This window comes from Haliscomenobacter sp., from assembly GCF_965225875.1.
In the GTDB taxonomy this organism is placed as follows: domain Bacteria; phylum Bacteroidota; class Bacteroidia; order Chitinophagales; family Saprospiraceae; genus Haliscomenobacter.
Genome location: NZ_CBDDBS010000003.1, coordinates 2,566,073 through 2,589,704, shown reverse-complemented (window position 1 = coordinate 2,589,704; position 23,632 = coordinate 2,566,073). Strand labels below are relative to the sequence as shown.

4 protein-coding genes are annotated in these 23,632 nt (G+C 49.3%); 2 read left to right on the top strand and 2 right to left on the bottom strand.

Going from position 1 to position 23,632, the window contains the following annotated elements:
* Window positions 1-277: 277 nt before the first annotated feature.
* The gene (locus ACO08K_RS30320) at window positions 278-14,164 is read left to right on the top strand and encodes a Calx-beta domain-containing protein (RefSeq protein WP_421800255.1); all 13,887 of its coding nucleotides are present in this window, start codon (window positions 278-280) and stop codon (window positions 14,162-14,164) included.
* Between the two features lie 63 nt (window positions 14,165-14,227).
* Here the strand turns inward: ACO08K_RS30320 and ACO08K_RS30315 are convergent, their stop codons facing one another.
* Entirely contained in the window at window positions 14,228-14,974 is a 747-nt protein-coding gene (locus tag ACO08K_RS30315; RefSeq protein WP_421800254.1) for a LytR/AlgR family response regulator transcription factor, read from the bottom strand.
* The gene (locus ACO08K_RS30310; RefSeq protein WP_421800253.1) at window positions 14,971-17,148 is read right to left on the bottom strand and encodes a tetratricopeptide repeat-containing sensor histidine kinase; all 2,178 of its coding nucleotides are present in this window, start codon (window positions 17,146-17,148) and stop codon (window positions 14,971-14,973) included. Before ACO08K_RS30310 ends, ACO08K_RS30315 begins: the two co-directional genes overlap by 4 nt.
* Before the next feature lie 194 nt (window positions 17,149-17,342).
* On the opposite strand from ACO08K_RS30310, the gene ACO08K_RS30305 reads away from it, so the two are divergent.
* A complete protein-coding gene (locus tag ACO08K_RS30305) occupies window positions 17,343-23,552 on the top strand; it encodes a MopE-related protein (protein ID WP_421800252.1) in 6,210 nt (2,069 codons plus the stop codon).
* Window positions 23,553-23,632 lie beyond the last annotated feature (80 nt).

Here is a 23,632-nt window from a genome sequence, read left to right as displayed (position 1 = left end):
GCAAAGCTAATTAAACTTGTTGCTTTTCCCAAATCAACCCAATATTTATTTTTTGTCTAATTCAATTATTTTGATCTTGATTCTCTTGATTTTACAAATATTGCTTCTGTGGAAAAAATTAACATTTCATAATTGTTTCACTCCACTTTATTTGTTTACCTTTGGGTTGATTATAAATTGACGACCATTGTACCCTACGGAGAGGGATTTGTACCTCCCCACTACCTGATTCCGATTTTTGGAAACGTAATACTGTACAATTAAAAGTTCATATCTCATGAAACTTGCTAAGTTCCTACGCGTGAGTACAATACTCGCTCTGCTTATGTGGATTGCCTATCCAATGGCAGAGAACGCACAACATCCCAAACCCAAATCAAATCACGCTTTGAGCGAAGAGCGCACAGCGCTTGTTCCGCTGAAAAAAGACCACCAATCATCTTCAACGGCCCAAGCGGATTCCCGAGTCACCGCTCAGCAAGTTTCTGAATTGGCTCCAGCACTAAGATGGCTTACGCCCTATCTGGCACCCGCCAGCGATCGCGCCCGTGGGCAAAAATTTGTCTCACCCTTCGTACCCAGCATCAGTGCACTTAAAACATTTGCGCAAACTGGTACGGACTTGGGTACACCCGGCCCTACTCCTGGTGATATCTTGCGGTATACCGTTGTGATCTCGAATGCAGGAGGAGCGATGGATGCCACGGGAGTTCAATTTTCGGATCAAATCGACCCGAACACCACCCTCGTACCCAATTCGTTGATGTCTGGCCCGATTGCGGTGGACGATAGCTACTCTACAGTAGGAAATACCTCTATTTCGGTACCTGCTGGTTCTGGTTTGATGACCAATGACGTCAACCTGAATGGCACACCTATGACCGTTACAAGTATTGATGATACTGGCACTAGTGGCGATGTAACCTTTAATGCCAATGGTAGTTTCACCTTTAACCCTGATCCAGGTTTTACAGGAAACACTACCTTTACCTACACCGTTAACAATGGTTTTTTGTCTGCCACAGGCACAGTTACAGTTACCGTTACTGGCATGATCTGGTACATCAATGCCGCGGCTGCTCCCGGAGGTGATGGGCGCCTCAGCACGCCTTGGAACTCCATGAACTCCTTCAACGCAACATCTCTGGATGATCCAGGTGATAATATCTTTGTTTATTCAGGAACTTATACCAATACACTTTCCACCATTTTATTAGGTCAACAAAAACTGATTGGACAGGGTGCGGCAGGCGCTAGCCTCGCTGCTTTGGCTGGGGTTACTTTCTCTACCTTCCCGCCCATCTCACCCGCGGTTATTCCTGCGGTTAATGGTACCAACCCAAACATCAACCAGGCTGCCAACAACATCAACATGCAGTCGCAGAACGAGGTTCGTGGGGTTAACATCATCAACACTGGGGGCACCGCATTGCTGGGGAGTGGCTTTACCTCTGCCTTGGTTCGGGAAGTGAACATCACCAATACCGGGGGCGTAGGGGTCAATTTTACCACTGGAGCCCTGGATATGATCATCCAAAAAGTTGATGTTTCCAATAGCAGCACCGGGATTTTCTTGAGCCAGACCACTGGCTCTTTCCAAATTACAGGTACAGGAACCACCGATGGCTCGGGTGGAACTTTTAGCAACATCAGCGGACGTGGCATTGAATTGCGCAATGTAACCAATATCACTTTGAAAAACCTCAGCATGCCTTCCGCCAATAACGCGACGGATGGCGGTTTTGCTGGCGTTTGTGATGAGGTTAATGTAACAGGGTGTTATGCTGCGATTTATATGGATATAGCGAATACTGTCACTCTGAACAATATTGATATCGGTTCAACCAAAGAACATGGTATCATGGGGAATAGTGTAAGCAACCTGAGCATCACCAATTGTACAGCTACAGGTAATGGTGATGCGGAAGAAGAAAACGCCCTCAAGTTTCGTAACCTCAGTGGGACTTGTTCCATCACGGGGTCTACCTTTCAAAACTCCGCTTATCGCATTGCCCACATTATCAATACAACTGGTAACCTGAATCTGACGGTCTCAAATTGTACTTTCAACAATACAGCTTCCTCGGCGGTTGGCCAGGATTGTTTCGAGATGCGTACACAAGGGACTGCCACTGCCACTGTATCGCTAACCGGAAGTTCTTTCCAACGCGCAAGAAGTAAAGCGATTCAGATTCAAGCAGAAGGTACTTCCACGATGAACCTCAATATTACCTATTGTCGGGTAGAACGTTTTGGCGGTGCCATGGCAGGTATCGATGTGGCTTCGAATGGCGCGGGATCGACCATGAATTACAACATCAATAATAACCCGGTTATTGAATCATCTGCTGAAGTAGCAGCACTTGCCTCTACCTTGAATTCTACCCTTAATGGACGTTTAAATCGCAACCTGAGTATTGACAACAATTACCCATTGGCGGGCGGTTCAATCTTTGCAATTACTCGGGTATTACAAGATGGGAGTGGTGCGGCAAAAGTGGAAATGAAAGGCAACCTCAGCGTAACGGGTAATAACCTGGATCTTCCAGTAGATTTCCAGTCCGTCAATGGAACCAATACAGCTCACAGATTCGATGCTATTGTTGACTCAAATGTCATTGTCAATAATGCCTCAGGAGGTGTTGGTATTGAGGGGCTGTATCTTAGAGTGGGTACTTCTTCTATGGGAGGAAAAATCAATACCCTCTGTGGAGACATCACCAGAAATAAAGTAACTGTACCCGCTTCCGCTGGCGGGCGTGCTTTCCGCGCCAATCGAGTTGACGCCAGTTCTTTCCTGACTTTGAGCGGAACGAGCCCCGTAGCCACCATGTGGCCTGGTAATGGAAACTCTAATACCAATGGTACCATCAACGCTTCCGCTGGTGTCGTTTTCACTGGTATGGTTCCTCCAGGGTGTAATGCGCCATCACATGCCTCGTTTGCACCCATCAATGAGGAGATTGCCTCTAATGTGAATGATGGTGGTTTAAGTGACCAGGCACTCAATAATGGGGTAAGCAATAAGAATCTCGTTGGCCAACAAAAAAATGTGCCAGTAAAACCCAAAGCAAAAGAAGCAGAACTTTCATCCCTCCAAATGGTGATGGCGGGTGAAACGGTCACCGTAGGTGCACCAAGCGGATTTTTGTTGCCCGCTGGAAAATCAATCACCATCCAGTTTGATGTTACCATCAATACTCCACTGCCAGCGGGAGTATGCCAAATCTCTAACCAGGGTAGTGTAAGCGGCGGCAACTTCAGCACCATTCTCACCGACGACGTGGCTGGTGCCCCCATCAACCCCACGGTGACACAGTTGAGCAAACATTCCTTGGGCGACCGGGTCTTTAAAGACAACAATAAAAACGGGACCTTTGATGGTGGTGACGCGGGCATCGTTGGGGTAGTGGTTAACCTCTATCGCGACAATGGTACCACTCCAGGTATTCTTGATGCGAGTGATGCTTTTATAACTTTTACCACTACTAATGCTAGCGGCTTGTACGCTTTCTCCAATCTCTGCTCTGACGACTACATTGTGCAGATTCCTTCCAGCGAGTTTGGTGTAGGTGAGCCTTTAAATGGACTGGTCTCAAGCCCAACCGGGCCTGCACCTGATCCAGATAACAATACCGACAATGACGACAATGGTCAGGACGCCTTCGGTAGTTCCATTGCCAGTCAGGCCATTACCCTTAGCTATTCTACCAGCTTTGTGGAAAACAATACCACGCTCGACTTTGGTTTCAAAACGCCTACCAATGTCAGCATCAATGACCGGATGTTGGCTGAAGGCAGCGGTGGAGGAACGACCACCTTTACCTTCACCGTTACCCGGGATGACATCAGTGAAGCTTTTAGCCTGGATGTCAATACCGGCGTAATTTCGACCAACAATGGCGACTATACCGCCATCAGTGGCGGCACGGTCAGCTTTACCGCAGGAGGTAGCCCTACTGCGACGATTGATGTTGTGGTGAATGCCGACGATATCGTGGAGTTGAATGAAACCTTCAACGTCTTGCTTTCCAACGCACCCGCCGGAGTAGTCATTACTGACGGCACGGGTCTGGGAACCATTACGAACGACGATCAGGCTACCCTGAGCATCAATAGTGTGTCCAATAATGAAGGGAACGCGGGCACCCAAACCTATACTTTTACGGTTACTTCGGATAAAGCTGTGGATGTACCCTTTACTGTGAATGCTGCTACCGCCAATGGTACTGCCACAACCGGTGATAATGATTATGTAGCAGTCAGCAGTACAGCTTTGAATTTTGCCGGAACTGCTGGCGAAACAAAAACCTTTGATGTAACCGTCAATGGTGACATGAAGGTGGAGCCCAATGAATTCTTTATGGTTCCGTTGAGTGCAGTGAGTGCCAGTGGACGAAACGTAGTTATTTCGGTCTCCAATGCTACAGGCATTGGCACTATTAACAATGATGATGCTGCCACCATCTCCATCGACGATGTAAGCCTTGCGGAAGGAAACGCAGGTACCACCAATTTCACCTTTAACGTTACTTTGAGCAAACCAGTAAGCACTGCTATAACGGTCAACTTTACTACCGCCAATGGAACTGCTAATGGGGGCGGGGCAGATTACAATACCAACTCCGGTATGGTGACTTTCCCTGCCAACGGAACTGGGCAGACCCAACAGATTACCGTTCAAGTAATCGGAGATCTGGTGGGTGAAGCCAATGAAACTTTCTTTGTCAATTTGAGTAACCTTGTGGGTAGCACTGATGTGTCTATTCTTGATGCTCAAGGTGTAGGCACTATTCTGGACGACGATCTTTCTTTCTCCATCAATGATGTAACCCTGGCCGAAGGCAACGCAGGTACGACCAATTTCACCTTTACGGTTACCCGGACCAGCACAGCTACTGCTGAAACCATCGACTTTACTACTGCAAACAATACGGCTACCACTGGCGATAACGATTATGTGCTCACCAGTGGCACCCTTAACTTCGCCATCGGCGATGATAGCGAAACCATCACCGTTGTAGTCAATGGCGACAACAAGGTGGAACTCAACGAAACCTTCTTTGTCAACTTATCCAATGTCAGCAATGGCAGCATTGGGGACGGACAGGGTTTAGGCACCATCACCAATGATGATCAGGCTACAATTACGGTTAACAGTTTATCCAAGACTGAAGGGGATGCTGGATCTCAAAATTATGACTTCACTGTAACATTGGATAAAGAAATTGATGTGCCAGTCTCGGTAAATATCGCCACGTCAAACATTCTCGCAACTTCAGGATCTGGTGATTTTGTCGCGAATTCAACTACCCTCAATTTTGCAGGCACTGCTGGCGAAACAAAAACATTCACGGTGGTCGTTAACGGCGATATGATTGTTGAGCCCGATGAAAACTTCGGTATAGTCCTCAGTAATCTACTTGCCAGTTCGCGCAATGTGATACTTGGATCAGCTGGGAATGGCACTATCCTCAATGACGACGCAGCCACCATTTCCATCGATGATGTAACCAAGGTGGAAGGAGATGCCGGAACGACTGATTTTGAGTTCACGGTTACCTTGAGCAAAGTGGTAAGCACCGCAGTAAGTTTTGACTTTACAACAGCTGGCATTACAGCTACTTCGGGAGTTGATTTTAACCCAAATTCAAATACCATTACTTTCCCTGCCAATGGCGCTGGTCAAACCCAGACCATTACGGTTCAAGTGAATGGTGATGTGTTGGGTGAAGCAAACGAAACCTTCACGGTCGATTTGAGCAATATTGTCGGTAGTCCGAGTGTCACCTTTGCAGATGCACAAGGTTTGGGTACCATCGAAGACGATGACCTGGCTTTCTCCATCAATGATGTAAGCATAGCCGAAGGAAACGCTGGAACAACCAACCTGACTTTCACGGTTACCCGTACTAGTACGGCTACTGCTGAAACCATTGATTTTACCACTGCCAATAATACCGCCACAACTGCTGATAATGATTACGTACTCAACAGTGGCACCCTTAACTTCGCCATTGGCGACGATACTGAAACCATTACGGTAGTTCTCAATGGGGATATAAAGGTAGAGGCCAACGAAACCTTCTTCGTCAACCTCAGCAACGCCAGCAACGGCAATATTTCCGATGCGCAAGGGGTTGGTACCATCAATAACGATGATGCAGCAGTAGTACACTTGCAACTGCTCAGCGCCAACAAAGCCGAAGGCAACGTTGGTACTACCAATTTCACCTTCACCGCTACGTTAAACAATCCGGTACAAGGAGGTTTTGACCTTGCTTATACTTCCGATGATGGCACGGCTACCATTGCCAACAATGATTACCAGAACAACGATGGCACGCTGTCCTTTGCAGGTACTGCAGGCGAGCAAAAAACCATCACGGTTCTGGTCAACGGTGACACAGATGTAGAACCCAACGAAACCTTCACCGTTTCCATTGAAGACAATGGCTTCTCCAACACTACCGTACCTTTAAATGCGCTTTCAACTGCCAGCACGGTAATCGCTACCATCCAAAACGATGACAGCGACATCAACGCAGGCAACGATACAACCATCTGTGCTTCCACCATCATGATCCAATTGCATGGAACAGTGAGTGGGGCTTCTACGGGTGGAACCTGGACGACCAGTGGCACCGGTACCTTCATTCCAAATGCCAACGACCTGAATGCTAAATACATGTTCACGGCAGCGGATACCGCAGCTGGACAGGTGACTTTGACCTTGACGGGTAATGGACCAAGTGGCGAATTTGATGTAAAAATTGTCACGATCGACCCTGCTTCCATTGTAAACGCTGGCCCAGATCAAACCATCTGCGCGACCGACACGATCTACCTGAATGCCACCTTATCGGGTGTTGCTACGAATCTGGTCTGGCAACTGAATGCAGCCTTTGGCAGCTTTGTCGGTTCAGACACGAGTCCGAATACAAAATATGTGTTGAATGCGACTGGGCAGCAGTTGAGCAGCCTCAAATTTGGGGTAATGAGTAACGATCCTGGCAGCAATGTATGCCAGGGTGGTTTGGATACGGTTCAAATTTTCATCAACCCAGCAGCGACCGTTGATGCAGGTCCAGATCGCCGGATTTGTGCTTCTCAGGATACCATCCATTTGAATGGCAGCATCGGTGGAGCAGCCACGGGGGCTACCTGGAGTGGTGGTACTGGAATCTTCAGCCCCAATACAGCTACCCTCAATGCAGTATACACCTTCACTGCAGCGGATACGGCTGCGAATGTGGTGAAACTGTACCTGACCACGAATGACCCAACCGGACTTTGTGGTCCAGCCATCGACTCGATCATCATCACGATCGATCCAGAATCAATTGTGAACGCTGGCCCCGATCAAACGATCTGCGCGGCTGATACGATATACCTGAGCGCAACCCTTTCAGGCGTAGCGACGAATTTGGTATGGCAGAAAAATGCCGCCTTTGGCACCTTTATTGGATCCGATACCAGTCCTAATGCGAAATATGTACTGAACGCTGCGGGTATGCTATTAAGCAGCCTTAAGTTCGGTGTAATGAGTAATGATCCTGGTTCCAATGTATGCCAGGGGGGCTTGGATACAGTAGAGATTTTCATCAATCCAAAAGCGACGGTTGAAGCAGGTTCTGATCGACGGATTTGCGCTTCTCAGGATACGATTCACCTGAATGGCAGCTTTGGTGGTGCAGCAACTGGCGCTACCTGGAGTGGTGGCACCGGAACTTTCACTCCGAATGCTTCTACGCTGAATGCAGTATACACCTTCACTGCAGCGGATACGGCTGCGAATGTGGTGAAACTGTACCTGACCACGAATGACCCAACCGGACTTTGTGGTCCAGCCAAAGACTCGATCATCATCACAATTGACCCTGAATCGATTGTGAATGCCGGCCCAGATCAAACGATCTGCGCGGCAGATACGATATACCTGAGCGCGACCCTTTCAGGCGTAGCGACGAATTTGGTATGGCAGAAAAATGCCGCCTTTGGCACCTTTATCGGCTCTGATACCAGTCCTAATGCGAAATATGTGTTGAACGCTACGGGCATGCTCTTAAGCAGCCTGAAGTTTGGAGTAATGAGCAACGACCCAGGCTCGAATGTATGCCAGGGGGGCTTGGATACAGTAGAGATTTTCATCAATCCAAAAGCGACGGTTGATGCAGGTCCAGATCGGCGGATTTGTGCTTCTCAGGATACGATCCATTTGAATGGCAGCATCGGTGGCGCAGCGACAGGTGCTACCTGGAGTGGTGGCACTGGAAGCTTCTCTCCGAATACAACTACGCTCAATGCAGTATATACTTTCACTGCTGCTGATACGGCTGCGAATGTGGTAAAACTGTACCTGACTACGAATGATCCAGCAGGACTTTGTGGTCCAGCGATTGACTCGATCATCATTACGATTGATCCAGAATCGATTGTCGATGCAGGTCCCGATCAAACGGTTTGCGCCACAGATACCATTTACCTAAGCGCGACCTTGTCAGGAGTAGCGACGAATTTGGTGTGGCAGAAAAATGCCGCCTTTGGCACCTTTGTAGGCTCAGATACCAGCCCTGATGCGAAATTTGTGTTGAATGCCACCGGCCAACAGTTGTCGAGCATTAAGTTTGGGGTAATGAGCAACGATCCGGGCAGCAATGTATGCCAGGGTGGATTGGATACAGTAGAAATCTTCATCAGTGATCCAATTCTTTCAGATGTAAGCATTGATATAGATACGGTGTGTGTTAACGGCTCATTCACGGCGACCTTCCAGGAAACGACGCTGAGTGCGGGCAATGAGTTCACTATCGTAGTGGAATACACCGATGACAATGGATCAAACAGCCGCACTTTCACCGATGTGAAAAGTGGAGATGACCAAAGCTTCCAGGAGGGAGTTGACTTTGATGGCAACCTGACGGTTACGCGGATCATTGTGACACCCGAAGATCCAAAATATTGCAGTGATACTTTGGACGGCTTCAGTGTAACGGTAGTGGCTTGTGAAGCAACCATTGTTGATCCTTGTGTTTGTCAGAACAACGCACAGATTGGCCAAAATGGAACGAATTCCAATACAGGGACCTTTAAAGATGTGGTAAGAGTTGAAGGGCCAATCAATCAAACCTGGACCGTAGCAAGTGTAAGCGGCTTGTATGAAGACGCAGCAGGCACCGATCCAGTAGATGTAGGTGATGCCTTCACTCAGGTAAGCCCAGGTGTATACGAACTGGTGGGTTACCACATCGACGCGATTGGTTACAGCATTGCCGTGACCAATGGACGGGGTGTAACCCTGGAAGCCAATAACAAGTGTTTCTACCCCAATCCCGTGTTCACTGGATTACCTGCCTTGGTAGCTCCTTCGGCAGCACCATTCCAGGTGACAGGCACAGTGGCTGACAATGTAGCGGGAACGGGTACTTTCATTTTGGATGGGGTACCTCAAGCCGGGGCAAGTGCAGCTCCCACGGTGGTAACGATCAATCCAGGTACTTTGTCTCCTGGGCCACACACCTTAATATACAGCTTTGACGCAGGGGTAGCGGCCTCTAAGGATTCTCTGGATCCTGGTTGTGTACAACAAGTTCGTCAACGCTTCCAGGTAGCCAACTGTGGTTGCCAGGATGTAACGGTAAGCCTGAATGAAAACTGCCAGTTCCTGTTGACAGGCAATCTGGTTTCAGATGTCAACTGCAACGGTGGTACCGTTCGTGTGATGGACAATGACCCAAGCAACGGCGCTTTGATCGATTGTGCGGGAGTATGGACCTACGGCTTGTTCGATGCCTTTGGCAACATCATTTGCTGGGGTAAAGTAACGGCTGAAGACAAAACGGCACCAGCCTTGGTGTGTGCACCAGCGGACATCACCCTGGATTGCTACGATGTGAATTACGTGCTGAACAATCGTTTGACAATTGGTAATGTCGGCGCCACGAGCTCGCCACGGCCAGCAGCTACGAGCCCTCAAACGATCAACAATGCGGAAGGTGTAGCAGGAACTGGTGACAATTGCCAATTGGGCCTTGTACCTGCAGCATCCTCAAACATGGTATCAGACAACATCAAAAACCTGGGCTATGCTTACTTCAAGGACAATTGCTACAACTGCGGCTGCCGGATCACTTTGAAATGGAGCGATAAAGTAGAATTCTACTCTTGCGAACAAATGAAGGTCAATGGCGGATACTACGCGGTGATCTCGCGGGAATGGACCGCTACGGATTGTAATGGCATGCGTAGTTCCTATGTACAAAAGATCAAGTTCACCCGTCCTGCGGTTGATGACTTTGTGTTCAAGGATGCCAATCCAGAAGGCAAATACGATCATGTTGTAGAATACAATTCCTGCACTCCGGATAAGAGTTTGATTAAGAAGGAAGATGTAACACCATACGTTTGCAGCTACTTCAACACGAGTGCCAACCCACGCTGCTTGTTCATTGATCAGGTGGAATGCAACTATTCAATATCGATCAAAGACACTGAGTTCCCAATCTGTGGGGGCAAGGGCGTGAAGATCGATCGGGAGTTGTATGTACTGGATTGGTGTGCTGGAGGTATTGTGGATACTTTCCACATTCTGATCAAGATTGGAGACTTCACGGCACCAACGGTTGAATACGCCCACGGGGCACCTTACGACATTTCCACTGGTCCAATGGACTGCACGGCAGCCATTCCGGTGACTGTTGCTGGGATCAAGACCGCCTTTGGGGTAACGATCAAAGACAATTGCAACTTGGGCAACATCAGTGTGAGTGTGTACACCAAGGATCGCTATGTAAAAGGAATATTGGTATACGAAGGGCCTGCAAGCCCAATTTGTACCCCCCAAGCACGTGAAGAGGCAGGGGACCTACGTGGGGACAATGATGCCTACCGCTTGGGTGCCTGTGATAAAGATAAAATCTGCTGGGATAAAGTTGAGTATGCGGTGATGAATGGCATGATGATCGGTCTGCCAGTAGGCAAACACCTGATGGTGATCGATGCCTTCGATGGTTGTTACAATGCATCTACCACTTGCTTCATCTTCGAGGTCAAGGACAAGATCGCACCAATCATGAAGTGTGACGATGACCTGCATGTAACCTTGAGCAACGCCAATGGCTACACCAATGGATACGCCCAAGTGAGTGCAGCAGACATCGACGAAGGCTCTTGGGACAACTGCAAACTGGACTGGATTGCGGTACGCCGCAATGTACCGGATGGTTGCGCTGCTAGCTTCATTGCCAAAGGTTACGACACGAACGGCAACGGCAAATTGGATGCCTTACCCGCGGATGGCGATGTAAGCAAAGCGGATGGTTTTGACCGGAACGGCGATGGAGACATTGCTGACTTTGGAGAAACCTTCATCCTGAAAGGCGGCAAATTGATGACACCACTGTTGGACTTTGTAGAGTTCTTCTGCTGTGACCTCACTGAGCGAGTAACGGTTGAACTCTGGGGTGGTGACATCTACGGCAATACGAACTACTGCTGGATGGATCTGCTGATCGAAGACAAAGTGGCACCAACTTGTTTGGCCCCATGGGATGTGACGATCTACTGCGATGACAAAAACATTGCTTCTATCGACAGCAAAGTAGGTTCTGCTGCTGCATTTGGTGATGTGACCATTCCTTCTGGCAACGATTGTGCTGCGCTGGATACGACCTATACCACCGAGAAGAAATTGAAGTGTGGCGCAGGTTACATCGACCGCATCTGGACTTTGACCAAACAAACGGCGAAAGGCCCAATCAGCGTGACTTGCAAGCAACGGATTCACATTCTACCTGTCCACGAATACAACATTTGTTTCCCTAAAGACATCAGTACCGATTGCAAAACGCCAATCATCGACACGGTGATCACCGACGAATTGGGCTGCGATATCCTGGCGGTGAATGTACACGACAAGCGTTACGATGCCTCGGATGATGAGTGCTACAAGATTTTCCGGACTTACTCGGTGATCAACTGGTGTACTTACGACGACCGTTGTGGTGACCCACTGCTGCAAACCAATGTCTCGATCATCGATCGGGCGGTGTTTGGCAACTATGGCAAGGCACCAATCTATGTATTGGTTCGTGACCGCAAAAACAACCGTCGTGATGGCATCGAAGAGTTCTGGGTTTCCAAGGACCTGGTTGCAGGTAACGCAGACGATATTGACTTTACCGAGGAGGTTCCCTACTGCGAAGTAGCCGGAGAGTTCTACCACAGCTTCATCTATACCCAAATCATCAAGGTGTACGATGACACCCGTCCGGTGGTAACAGGCACCCGTGATACCTTCTGCACGAGCCCAACGGCATGTACTGCAAACATTACCAAGGTGGTGACTTTGAAGGACAACTGCACCGACAAGGTGGAATTGGAGACTCAATTCCTGATGATTGCCCCATTCCAGACTTTGGAAGCCGGCAAGATGATCCTGTACTCCACTCCACGTTGGAGCACCAAGGACTTGGGCAATGGTCAGTTTGAGATCAAGGTATCGAACCTTCCCGAAGGTACCCACGACTTGATCGTGGTGGGCCGCGACGAATGTGGCAACTTATCACTTCCAACCCGGATCCCATTTGTGGTGAAGGATTGCAAGGCACCAGCGCCAATTTGTATCAACGGCCTGAGTGTCGACCTGATGCCTGATGGCAACGGTGGCGGCATGATGACGGTTTGGGCAACGGACTTCGTTGCATCCAAAATCTACGATTGCAACGGTCAAGGTCCAGAAACCAAGGATGGTCTGAAACTGATCACGAAATACTCCGTAAACCGGGTACAACAACCAGTGAATCCAAACCAGACAAGCATCAGTGTAAACTGTGCGGACCTGGAATTGGGCTTCATTTTGGTTGAACTCCACGCCTGGGATGAGGCAGGTAACCACGATTTCTGTGTCACTTTTGTAGAGGTACAAGACAATCGGAAGGTATGCCCAGCTCCAGCGGATAAGGTAAAAATCGCGGGTACCATTGCAACGGAAGGAGCAGGCAACCTGCAAGGGGTGTCGGTGACTTTGAGTGGCAGTGGCACGCAGAGTGACATGACAGGTACAGATGGTAACTACGAGTTTGTGAACATCAGCAAAGGAGGCGACTTCACGGTGACGCCACAACTGGATAAAAACCACCTGAACGGAGTATCGACCTTCGACCTGGTGTTGATCCAAAAGCACATCCTGGGAGTACAGGCTTTGAACAGCCCATACAAGATGATTGCAGCGGATGCGAACAACTCCAAATCGATCTCTACCTTGGACATGATCCAGATCCGGAAGTTGATTTTGAACATCGACACGCATTTTGCGAACAATACAAGCTGGAGATTCGTGGATGCAACGTACCGCTTCCCGAACCCAACGAACCCCTGGTCAACTGCCTTCCCTGAGGTAGTAAGTGTGAATGACCTGGTGACGAATGTTCGGGCGAACTTTGTAGCCATCAAAGTGGGTGATGTGAATGCGAGTGCGAGTGTGTCAGGAGCCGCGAGTGCAGAAATCCGCACGAGAGAGGACTTCAAACTCAAGACGCAGGAGCAAAACCTGAAGTCAGGCAATGAATACAAAGTGAGCTTCACAGCAGAAGACTTGAAGGACATTCAGGGTTACCAGTTTGCACTGAACCTGGATCAAAGCAAGGTGGAGTTGTTGGACCTCGAGTATGGAGTCGCCAAGGCGGAGAACTTTGGGGTGTTCAAAAACGAAGGGATCATCACCACATCGTGGAACAGCAAATACGAGCCCGGAGCATTGTTTACGCTGGTATTGAGAGCGAAGGCTGATGCAAAACTCAGCCAAAGCATCAATCTCAACCGCTTGGTATCTCCAGAGGCATATGACCAAAACAATGAGAACCTGGGGATCGCCTTGAACTTTGAGGGCATCCAGGCCACTGAAGCCTACGAGCTGCGTCAGAACACCCCGAACCCCTTCAGCGATGAAACGCTGATTGGGTTTACCTTGCCCAAGGCCCTGAAAGGAACCTTGACGGTAAGAGATGTGAAGGGCGCCACGATTTACAAAGTGGAGGGCAATTATGCCAAGGGTAACAACCAGGTGACCTTGAAGAAGAGCCAACTGGGGGCCAGTGGGGTCTTGTACTACACTTTGGAAACGACGGACTTTACCGCGACCAAGAAGATGGTGATACTGGAGTAAATAAGAAAATACTCAAACATACTTCCGCCGCTGAACTTCGATAAGTTCAGCGGCGGTGTTGTTTTATAATTGTTGCAAACGGCGGTAAAATTCTTCACGATAGATTTTCCCAATTGGAATACGCTCATTGCCGATGTACAGTACATCTTCCTCAATGGCATCAATGTGCTGAAAATTGACCAGATAGGAGCGATGCACCCGAATGAAAAAATGGCCGCGTAATTTTTCTTCCAGCCCCCCTAGATTGGTGCTGAGCAAAAACTGTTGGCTATTGGTAGTTAGTTGAGAATAAGCGCCATCAGCTTTGATCCAATAAATGTCGGCCGCATTGACTTTGACGAGCCGTTTTTTGTCCTTGATGAAAAAATTTCCAGCAATGAACGGAATTGGTTCGACTTGATCAGGAGCGAGAATCGCTTCAGACTCCACTTTTTTACTCCCACTAAATTTGTAAATAGCCAGTTCTATTGCAGCGTACAAACTGCGTTCTTCAAAGGGTTTGACCAAATAGGCATCGGGACTGACCGCAGCCGCTCGATTGATTGTAGCCGTATCAGCCATTGCCGTTAAAAAAATGATGGGCTGATCCTGAATTCTACGGATTTCCTGCGCGATCCGCACCCCATCCCAATCATCTCCTTCCAGGTGGATGTCGCAGATGGTCAAATCCGATTGTTGTTGATCCAAATGAGTTAAAACCTCCTGATGCTTGCTGCAAATTCCAGATACCTCATACCCTAAATCTTTGAGGGTATAGGCCAGATCTTTGGCGATAATGGGTTCATCTTCAACAATGAGTATACTGATCATAAAAGGCTGGATTCACGCTTTTGCAATAGCGGTACAATCAACTCGATGCTGGTGCCCTGACCATTGGAAAAGACTAGGCGGGCATTCAGTTTTTGGGCAAGTGATGCAACCAACTCCAGCCCAAATGAATGTATAGTTTGAACAGGTTTGCCCTCCGAAAGTTTTAAGCCCAACCCATTATCTACAACCAATAGCCGGAATTCAACATCGTTTTTTTGCAAATTTAGACGAATTTCTCCCTTACGCCCATCGACAAAAGCATGTTTGATCGCATTGATGATCAATTCAGTCAAGATCAAACCGATAGGCATAGCTGTATCAACATCCAAACTAAACTCTTCTACTTCAGTATGAATGGTGATTTGTCGCTCATCCAGGCGGTACGCATCGGAGAGACTCAAGGTAAGTTCTTCGATGTACGGGCGAATGGGAATGTCTTTCAGCTCCTGGCCTTGATAAAGTCTTTGGTGCAAAAACGCAATCGACTGCACCCGGGACTGGCTAATGCGCAAGGCATCCTGTGCGCCCTTATCATTCAGCCCACGAGCTTGCAGGCGCAGCAAGCTTGAAACGATTTGCAGGTTGTTTTTTACCCGATGGTGAATTTCCCGCAGCAGTGTTTGTACTTCGTCGTTTTTATGGCTTAAAGTCGAGTTCATTTTTTCCAACAGCTGATTTTGTTGTTTGCCTCGCTGGGCATTGCGCCACAAAACCAGGGCCAACAAGGCGATCAATACGATACTGCCCAATAAGGCCAATTGCCGCATACGGGCAGTAGCGATCCGCACCCGGCTGAGCTCATTTTCTTTCGCCAGGACGAGAATTTCTTGTTCCTTCTTTTCATTCTCAAACTGGGCTTCCAGCTCCGCAATGATTCGACTTTTTTCCGTATTGTAAATGGAGTCCTGGGCACTTTGAAAAAGGGTTTGATATTGATAGGCTTTGCCAAAGTCCTGCGCTGCTTCAGCCGCTTTTGCCGCAAAAAGAAACAATTCGGGCATTTCTTCTTTGACTTTAACCCGTGCCAGGGCTCTTTCCCCTACAGACCAGTAGTTTTGTGCCAAGGGCTGATTCCCCGTTTTTGCGGCAGCCACTGATCCCCATAGCGCGAGGGTAGCCTCCGCCCGGGGGTATTCGATTTGTTGACTCAAAGCCAAATACTGTCGACACAAACGCAGGCAAGAATCGAAACGAGCGGTGTAGCCATATAGCTCGGCCATGTCCTGAATGGTGTTAAGGATTTTTTTCGGACGACCAATGTCTTTTTTTAAGGACAGCGAAAGCTGGTAAGATTCCAGTGCTTTTTCATAGGCATTGGTTCGTTTGTACAGGCCACCCAAGGTGTGATAAGCTGCAGCAAGACCAGTTATGTTGCCAATTGCTTTGGACAACTGTACCGCTTCTTGTAGATACTTGATCGCTTGTTGGAAGCGCCCCTGGTCGCGCAAAATCCCGGCGCATTGCTGCAAATTGTAAGCAGCCATGATGTTGTTGCCTTCTTTTTTTTCCAATCGATACGCTGTATAAAAAGCAGGTAGGGCGAGGTCCAGCTTGCCCAAATCTTCCTGTACACTGCCCCAACGCGTATAGGCAATGGCAGAGTCCACCCGGTTTTGGCACAAACCAAAGGCCAATCTGCCCAATGAATCTGCCGCCTGAGCTTCTCCGTTGCTGCTGTGAATTTTTGCACCAGTACCCAATAATTTGACGCGCTCGGAAAGGAGCTGATGCTGCCGAGCCATCTGATCCCCTCGTTGAATCATCAACAGGGCAGAATCCAGTTTCCCCAATTCATAGTAATAACTGGCTTTCCAAAAAAACACTTTGGCCTGGAGGGCGGGATGCCGGCGGGCTAAAGACTGTGCTTTGCGCAACCACTTGAATGCATCTGAGCCTTCAGCGGTACGATCCTGGCTGTTGGCAATACACAAGCAGCCTTCCACCAGGGCGGAGGTGTCTTTACGCACACTGGCAAAGTGGAGGATTTCTTTGCCATATCCATTGGCTTCGGAGTTGGGAATGATGCCCCGATATTGGGAATCGCATAGTTTGAGTAAGGTTGGCAAACGTTGAGCCCCGTGTTGCCCCTGCAAGGTCTGCCGCAAACTGTCAAAATTATTGGCCAGTACCACAGTGTACATCAAAAAACAAGCTACAAAAAGGAAAAGCTTCATGGTAGTTAGGAGTCAAGAGGTCAAACTTACTCACTTTTGGCGAAGACTATTTGGGTTGGTCATTTTTTAATGGGGAAAAAAAGGCAGTTGGCAAAGAAATAGACGAGGTTCGTTAAAAACTGGCTGGTAAGCAGCGTACACTACCCTAATTTGACCTCAGTCTTATTTTAGCGCTAATACTTCATAAGCATCTCATGAAAAAATTGTACGCCAATCTCCTTCCAATGCTGTCTGTACAGTTGGTAAAATCGCCATTGTTCCCAAAGGTTTGTTCAAGTGTTGTGGTCAAAACCATCCAGTTGTTGTTTTTGCTTGCTTTTCCACTATTCAGTCAAGGGCAGGCGATTGATTTTGATGGAACCACTACCTACACCCAGGATTTCCAGAGCATAACCGCCACAGCACTTACTGCGGCCACTACGAGCAATACCACTATGCTTCAGGTATCTGCTCAAACAGGTGGTGGAGCTGGAACCAACGGCTGGTACATGTACCAACAAACAGGCACAGGAAGATGGGGCCGCTCCAGTGGTACGGCTAATACAGGATCTTTTTATGGCATGTACGACGCGGCAGGTACCCCCAATCGGGCATTCGGCTCAGTGGCAGCGGCCAGCAGTGTGGGAAGTTTTGGTGTAGTGTTGAAAAATACGTCTGGCGCGCGCATCAACGAAATAGTCATCACATATGATGCCATGATCAACCGCAACCCCAGCACAACGGCAAATGCCTACCCCCTGTCTTACCGGGTCAGCTCCAGCAATATTGCAGGTGCTTCATCAACAGGTGATGGTACCTACAACGACGCAGCGGGCACCTGGACCAGTGGAACCGGATTTACTACGCCTGCTTCTGGCACTGGAGCCCCAGCAGCAACCCAGGCAGCCATCACCCCTTTGTTCAGAATCGGGGGAGCCGCTATTACTCAAACCCTGAGTAACCTGAACTGGAACAACAATGAATATTTGTACATCCGCTGGAAGGACACTGACGAGTCAGGCGGAGATGCGCTGGCTGGCATCGACAATTTTTCGCTGGCCAAAGTACCATTTGCCATCACTGGACAACCCAGTAACCAGTACGATTGCACCTCTAATACCGCATCCTTTTCGGTCACTGCTACTGGCGCCAGCAGCTATCAATGGTTCCGCAGTTCCGACAATGGCGCCAACTGGGTACCATTGGGCAATGGCGATTATGGATTGATCAGCGGCGTTACCACAGCCACCCTGGTCGCATCAGGTGGGTCTTTGGCTGCGCTCGATGGGACATTGTTTCGTTGTCAGGTTTCGGACGGCAATACCAACCTCAATTCTGAACCGGCCCGCTTTACCCAAGGTTTGCCCGCTACCAGCATCCAATATACCGAAACTGCTTATTGCACGAGTGCCAATGAGGTGGATGTAGCCATTACTGGTGCACTAGGTGGAACATTTTCAGCTACACCTGCTGGACTGACGATCAATACCAGCAGCGGACAAATTACCCCCGCAAGTTCAACCCCAAATACATACACCATCCTGTACTCGGTGCCGGCTCAACATGGCTGTGCGGCTACCAGTGCTACAACTACGGTCATTATTACTTCCAATACTGCCCCAAGCATATCTTACGGAACCGATCCATTGTGTTTTGATGTCACCGCGGTACCTGTTTCCCTCAGCGGGGTAGCCGGAGGTGTGTTCTCGGCGCTTCCCTCCGGTTTGTCTATCAATAGCATTACGGGTACCATTAATCCCGCTGCCTCGACAGAAGGGGAATACACCATTACGTATGCCACTACTGGGTCAAGCGCTTCTGGTTGTACTACTTATACTACCACCACCACGGTTACGACCTATACCCACCTCAATGCCGTGATCACGGGCGGGGGCAACCACGCTTGTGCGGGTGGTTCGTATAACCTGACCGTAACGGGCACCCCCAATAGCATCGTGACCTATAAAATCAATGGGGGCGATGACCTGTTTTTGACCCTCGATAACACCGGAACTACCACCCTGAATACAGGCCCCCTCAGGAGCAACACGTCTTACCAATTGGTGGCCATGCGTTTTGCGAATACCCTCTTATGTGCCCGTACGCTTAATTCCACGGCCAATTTAACCTTTGATCGACCCTATTTGACTTACGCTGTTTCGGCACCTGCCAGTGCTTGTGTGGGTGATGTTGTAAATATTGAGATCAGCAATCGCCCCTTCACCATCATTTTGTACCAAATCAATGGAGGAATGGTGCAATCCGCCCAGATCAATAACAATACTGGCCTTATATCCATTCCCGTCACTGTCAGTGAAACCATTTCTTTTACCCGCTTTAGTTCTGTCTATCAAGGTGCGCCGAATTGCAGTACGACTTATCCGGATTCTGCAGCAATCGTTATTGTAGCAGAGCCCGGCCAGGTGTGGTACAAAGATAGCGACAACGACGGCTATGCCGAAACTGGAGCAGTAACCTTAACCCAGTGTATACGCCCCGTGGGGTATAAATTAGTCACCGAATTATTGGCGAGTAGCGGCGACTGTAACGACAACAATGCAGCCATCAAACCAGGAGCTACCGAAATCTGCGATGGGGTTGACAACAATTGCGATGGTTCTACGGATGAAGGTGTAAGCACCCGCTACTACTACGATTTTGATGAGGATGGATACGGGGAAATATATGCTTTCATTGATGCTTGTGCCCCCAGTGGTTTGTATACGGCGACGGTGGCTGGCGATTGTGCAGCCGATGATGCCAACATCAATCCCGGCGCTACTGAAATCTGCGATGGTAAAGACAACAACTGCAATGGCCTCACAGACGAGGGTTTCATTACCCGCTATTTTTACGACAATGATGGGGATGGCTATGGTAAAAACCTAGAGTTTATAGACGCTTGTGCGCCTAGTGGTTTTTATACCGCACTGCAGGGCGGCGATTGCAACGACAGTGATGTGAACATCAATCCCGGTGCGACGGAAATTTGCAATGACATCGACGACAATTGCGACGGCATAACCGATGACGGTTTTCCGATCATCCGCTACTATTATGATGCAGACGAAGATGGTTTCGGAGAGAGCGGCGCCTTTCGAGACATCTGCGGGCCACAGGGCTTCTATACCGCAACAGTAGCTGGTGATTGCAATGGTGGTGATAATACAATCTATCCCGGTGCGCCTGAACTTTGCGACGGCAAAGACAACAACTGCAATGGCTCTACGGATGAAGGTGGCCTAACCACTTATTACGAGGATGCCGACAACGATGGTTTTGGCAACCCAGCAGTGAGCCAACAAGCCTGTAGCCAACCCAGTGGCTATATTTTGAACAACACGGATTGCAACGACAACGATGCCTTGGAAAAACCGGGCCAAACCTGGTACGCAGATGAGGACAATGATGGCTATTCCAACGGCACCACTGCAATTCAGTGCCTACGGCCCACGGGCTACAAAACCGCCTCTGAACTGACCGCAACCTCTGGTGATTGCAACGACAATGTTGGCAGCATCAACCCAGGAGCTACTGAAATTTGCGACGGCATCGACAACAACTGCAATGGTACCACGGATGAAACTGGGCTGACAACCTACTACCGCGATCAGGATGGTGACAGTTTTGGCAATCCAGCGGTAAGCCAGCAAGCCTGTAGCCAACCCAGTGGCTATGTAGCCAACAACAACGACTGTGATGACAATGATGTTTTAGAAAAACCCGGTCAAATCTGGTATGCGGATGTAGACAACGACGGTTATTCCAGTGGAACAACGTTGACCCAATGCCTGCGCCCAGTAGGCTACAAGGTAGCTTCTGAATTGACGGCTACGAGCGGCGATTGCAATGACAACAACTTTGCCATCAAACCTGGAGCTACCGAAATCTGCGATGGCATCGACAACAATTGCAATGGCTCTACGGATGAAGGTGTGACCACCCGCTACTACTACGATTTGGATGGTGATGGATATGGGGAAGCAGTTGCCTTTATTGATACTTGTGCCCCCAGTGGTTTGTATACTGCAACGCTGACAGGTGATTGTATTGCCGATGATGCCAACATCTATCCTGGTGCACCGGAAATCTGTGATGGTAAAGACAACAACTGTAACGGTTCTATCGATGAAGGTGTGACCACCCGCTACTACTACGATTTTGATGGGGATGGATACGGGGAAACTGCTGCTTTTATTGATGCTTGTGCACCCAGTGGTTTGTATACGGCAATAGTGGCTGGCGATTGTACAGCCGACGATGCCAATATCTATCCCGGCGCTACTGAAATCTGCGATGGTAAAGACAATGACTGCAACGGGCAAATTGACGAGGGTTTGGTTACCCGTTATTTTTACGACAATGATGGGGATGGCTATGGTAAAAACCTAGAGTTTATAGACGCTTGTGCGCCTAGTGGTTTTTATACCGCACTGCAGGGTGGAGATTGCAACGACAGCGATGTGAACATCAATCCCGGAGCAATGGAAGTTTGCAACGACATCGACGACAATTGCGACGGCGTAACCGATGACGGTTTTCCGATCATCCGCTACTATTATGATGCAGACGAAGATGGTTTCGGAGAGAGCGGCGCCTTTCGAGACATCTGCGGGCCACAGGGCTTGTATACTGCAACGGTGGGTGGTGATTGCAATGGTGGTGATAATACAATCTATCCCGGTGCGCCTGAACTTTGCGACGGCAAAGACAACAACTGCAATGGCTCTACTGATGAAGGCGGCTTGACCACTTATTATGCCGATGCAGACAACGACGGTTTTGGCAACCCTGCAGTAAGTCAGCAGGCGTGCAGCCAACCCAGCGGTTATGTCACCAACAACACCGACTGTGATGACAACGATGCTCTGGAAAAACCCGGCCAAATCTGGTACGCCGATGTAGACAACGACGGCTATTCCAGTGGCACGACCTTGACCCAATGTCTACGCCCAGTGGGCTACAAAGTAGCGTCCGAACTGACGGCGACGAGTGGCGACTGCAACGACAACGACTTTGAAATCAAACCCGGTGCGACGGAAATCTGCGACGGCATTGACAACAACTGTAATGGTTCCACCGACGAAGGTGTCACCACGACCTATTATGCGGATGCGGATAATGATGGTTTTGGTAACCCAGCGGTAAGCCAACAGGCTTGCAGCCAGCCAGTTGGTTATGTCACCAACAATACGGATTGTGATGACAACGATGCTTTGGAAAAACCCGGCCAGACCTGGTACGCCGACGTAGACAACGACGGTTATTCCAACGGTACCTCTGCGGTACAGTGTCTGCGGCCCACGGGCTATAAAACTGCCTCTGAACTGACGGCAACTTCTGGCGATTGTAACGACAATGTCGGCGGCATCAACCCCGGAGCTACCGAGATTTGCGACGGCATCGACAACAACTGCGATGGCGTGACGGACGAAGGTTGTACCCCACCGATGGTGAGCATCCACGACCCTTGTACCTGTATGAACAACTCCCCACTGATTGAAAATGGCACCACGACCAATGTGGGCACTTTCAGTGAAACGGTGACGGTTGAAGGCCCAGCAGGCCAAACCTGGACGATTGTGGCGGTTACAGGTTTGTACAGTGATGTCAATGGCACAGTTGCGTATACCAACGGCACAAACATCCCTGAAACAGGAGTAGGAACGGGAGTTTTTGAACTGGCGGGTTACCACCGCGACGGAGCGGGTTATACCATTTCGGTGACGAATGGTCGAGGTGACACCCTGAGCATCGGCAATACCTGCTATTACCCTGATCCAGTGTTTACGGGCCTTCCCGTGCTGATATCGCCCAATGCGGCACCATTTACAGTGACGGGTACGGTAGCGAACAATGCAGCAGGGACGGGTACTTTCATTTTGGATGGGAACACCCAATCAGGCGCAAGCGCAGCCCCAACAAAACTGACGATCAACCCTGCGACTTTGTCGGTGGGCACTCATACTTTGGTGTACAGCTTTGATGCGGGTACTCCGGGTTCCCAAAACCCGAATGATCCTGGCTGTGTGCAACAGGTACAACAACGCTTCCGGGTGGCGAACTGCGGCTGCCAGGATGTGACGGTGAGCTTGGATGCAAACTGCCAATTCCTGCTGACGGGCAATCTGGTTTCGGATGTCAACTGCGGCGGGGGCACGGTTCGGGTAATGGACAATGACCCAAGCAACGGCGCTTTGATCGATTGTGCCGGAGTATGGACCTACGGCTTGTTCGATGCCTTTGGCAACATCATTTGCTGGGGTAAGGTAACGGCTGAGGACAAAACGGCACCAGCCTTGGTGTGTGCACCAGCGGACATCACCCTGGATTGCTACGATGTGAACTACGTGCTGAACAATCGCCTGACGATAGGCAACGTACCAACGCAACGAGCTTCACCCCGTCCAGCGGCCACGCGGTAGCTCAAACAATCAACAATGCTGAAGGGGCATAGCAGGAACTGGTGATAATTGCCAATTGGGCCTTGTACCTGCAGCATCCT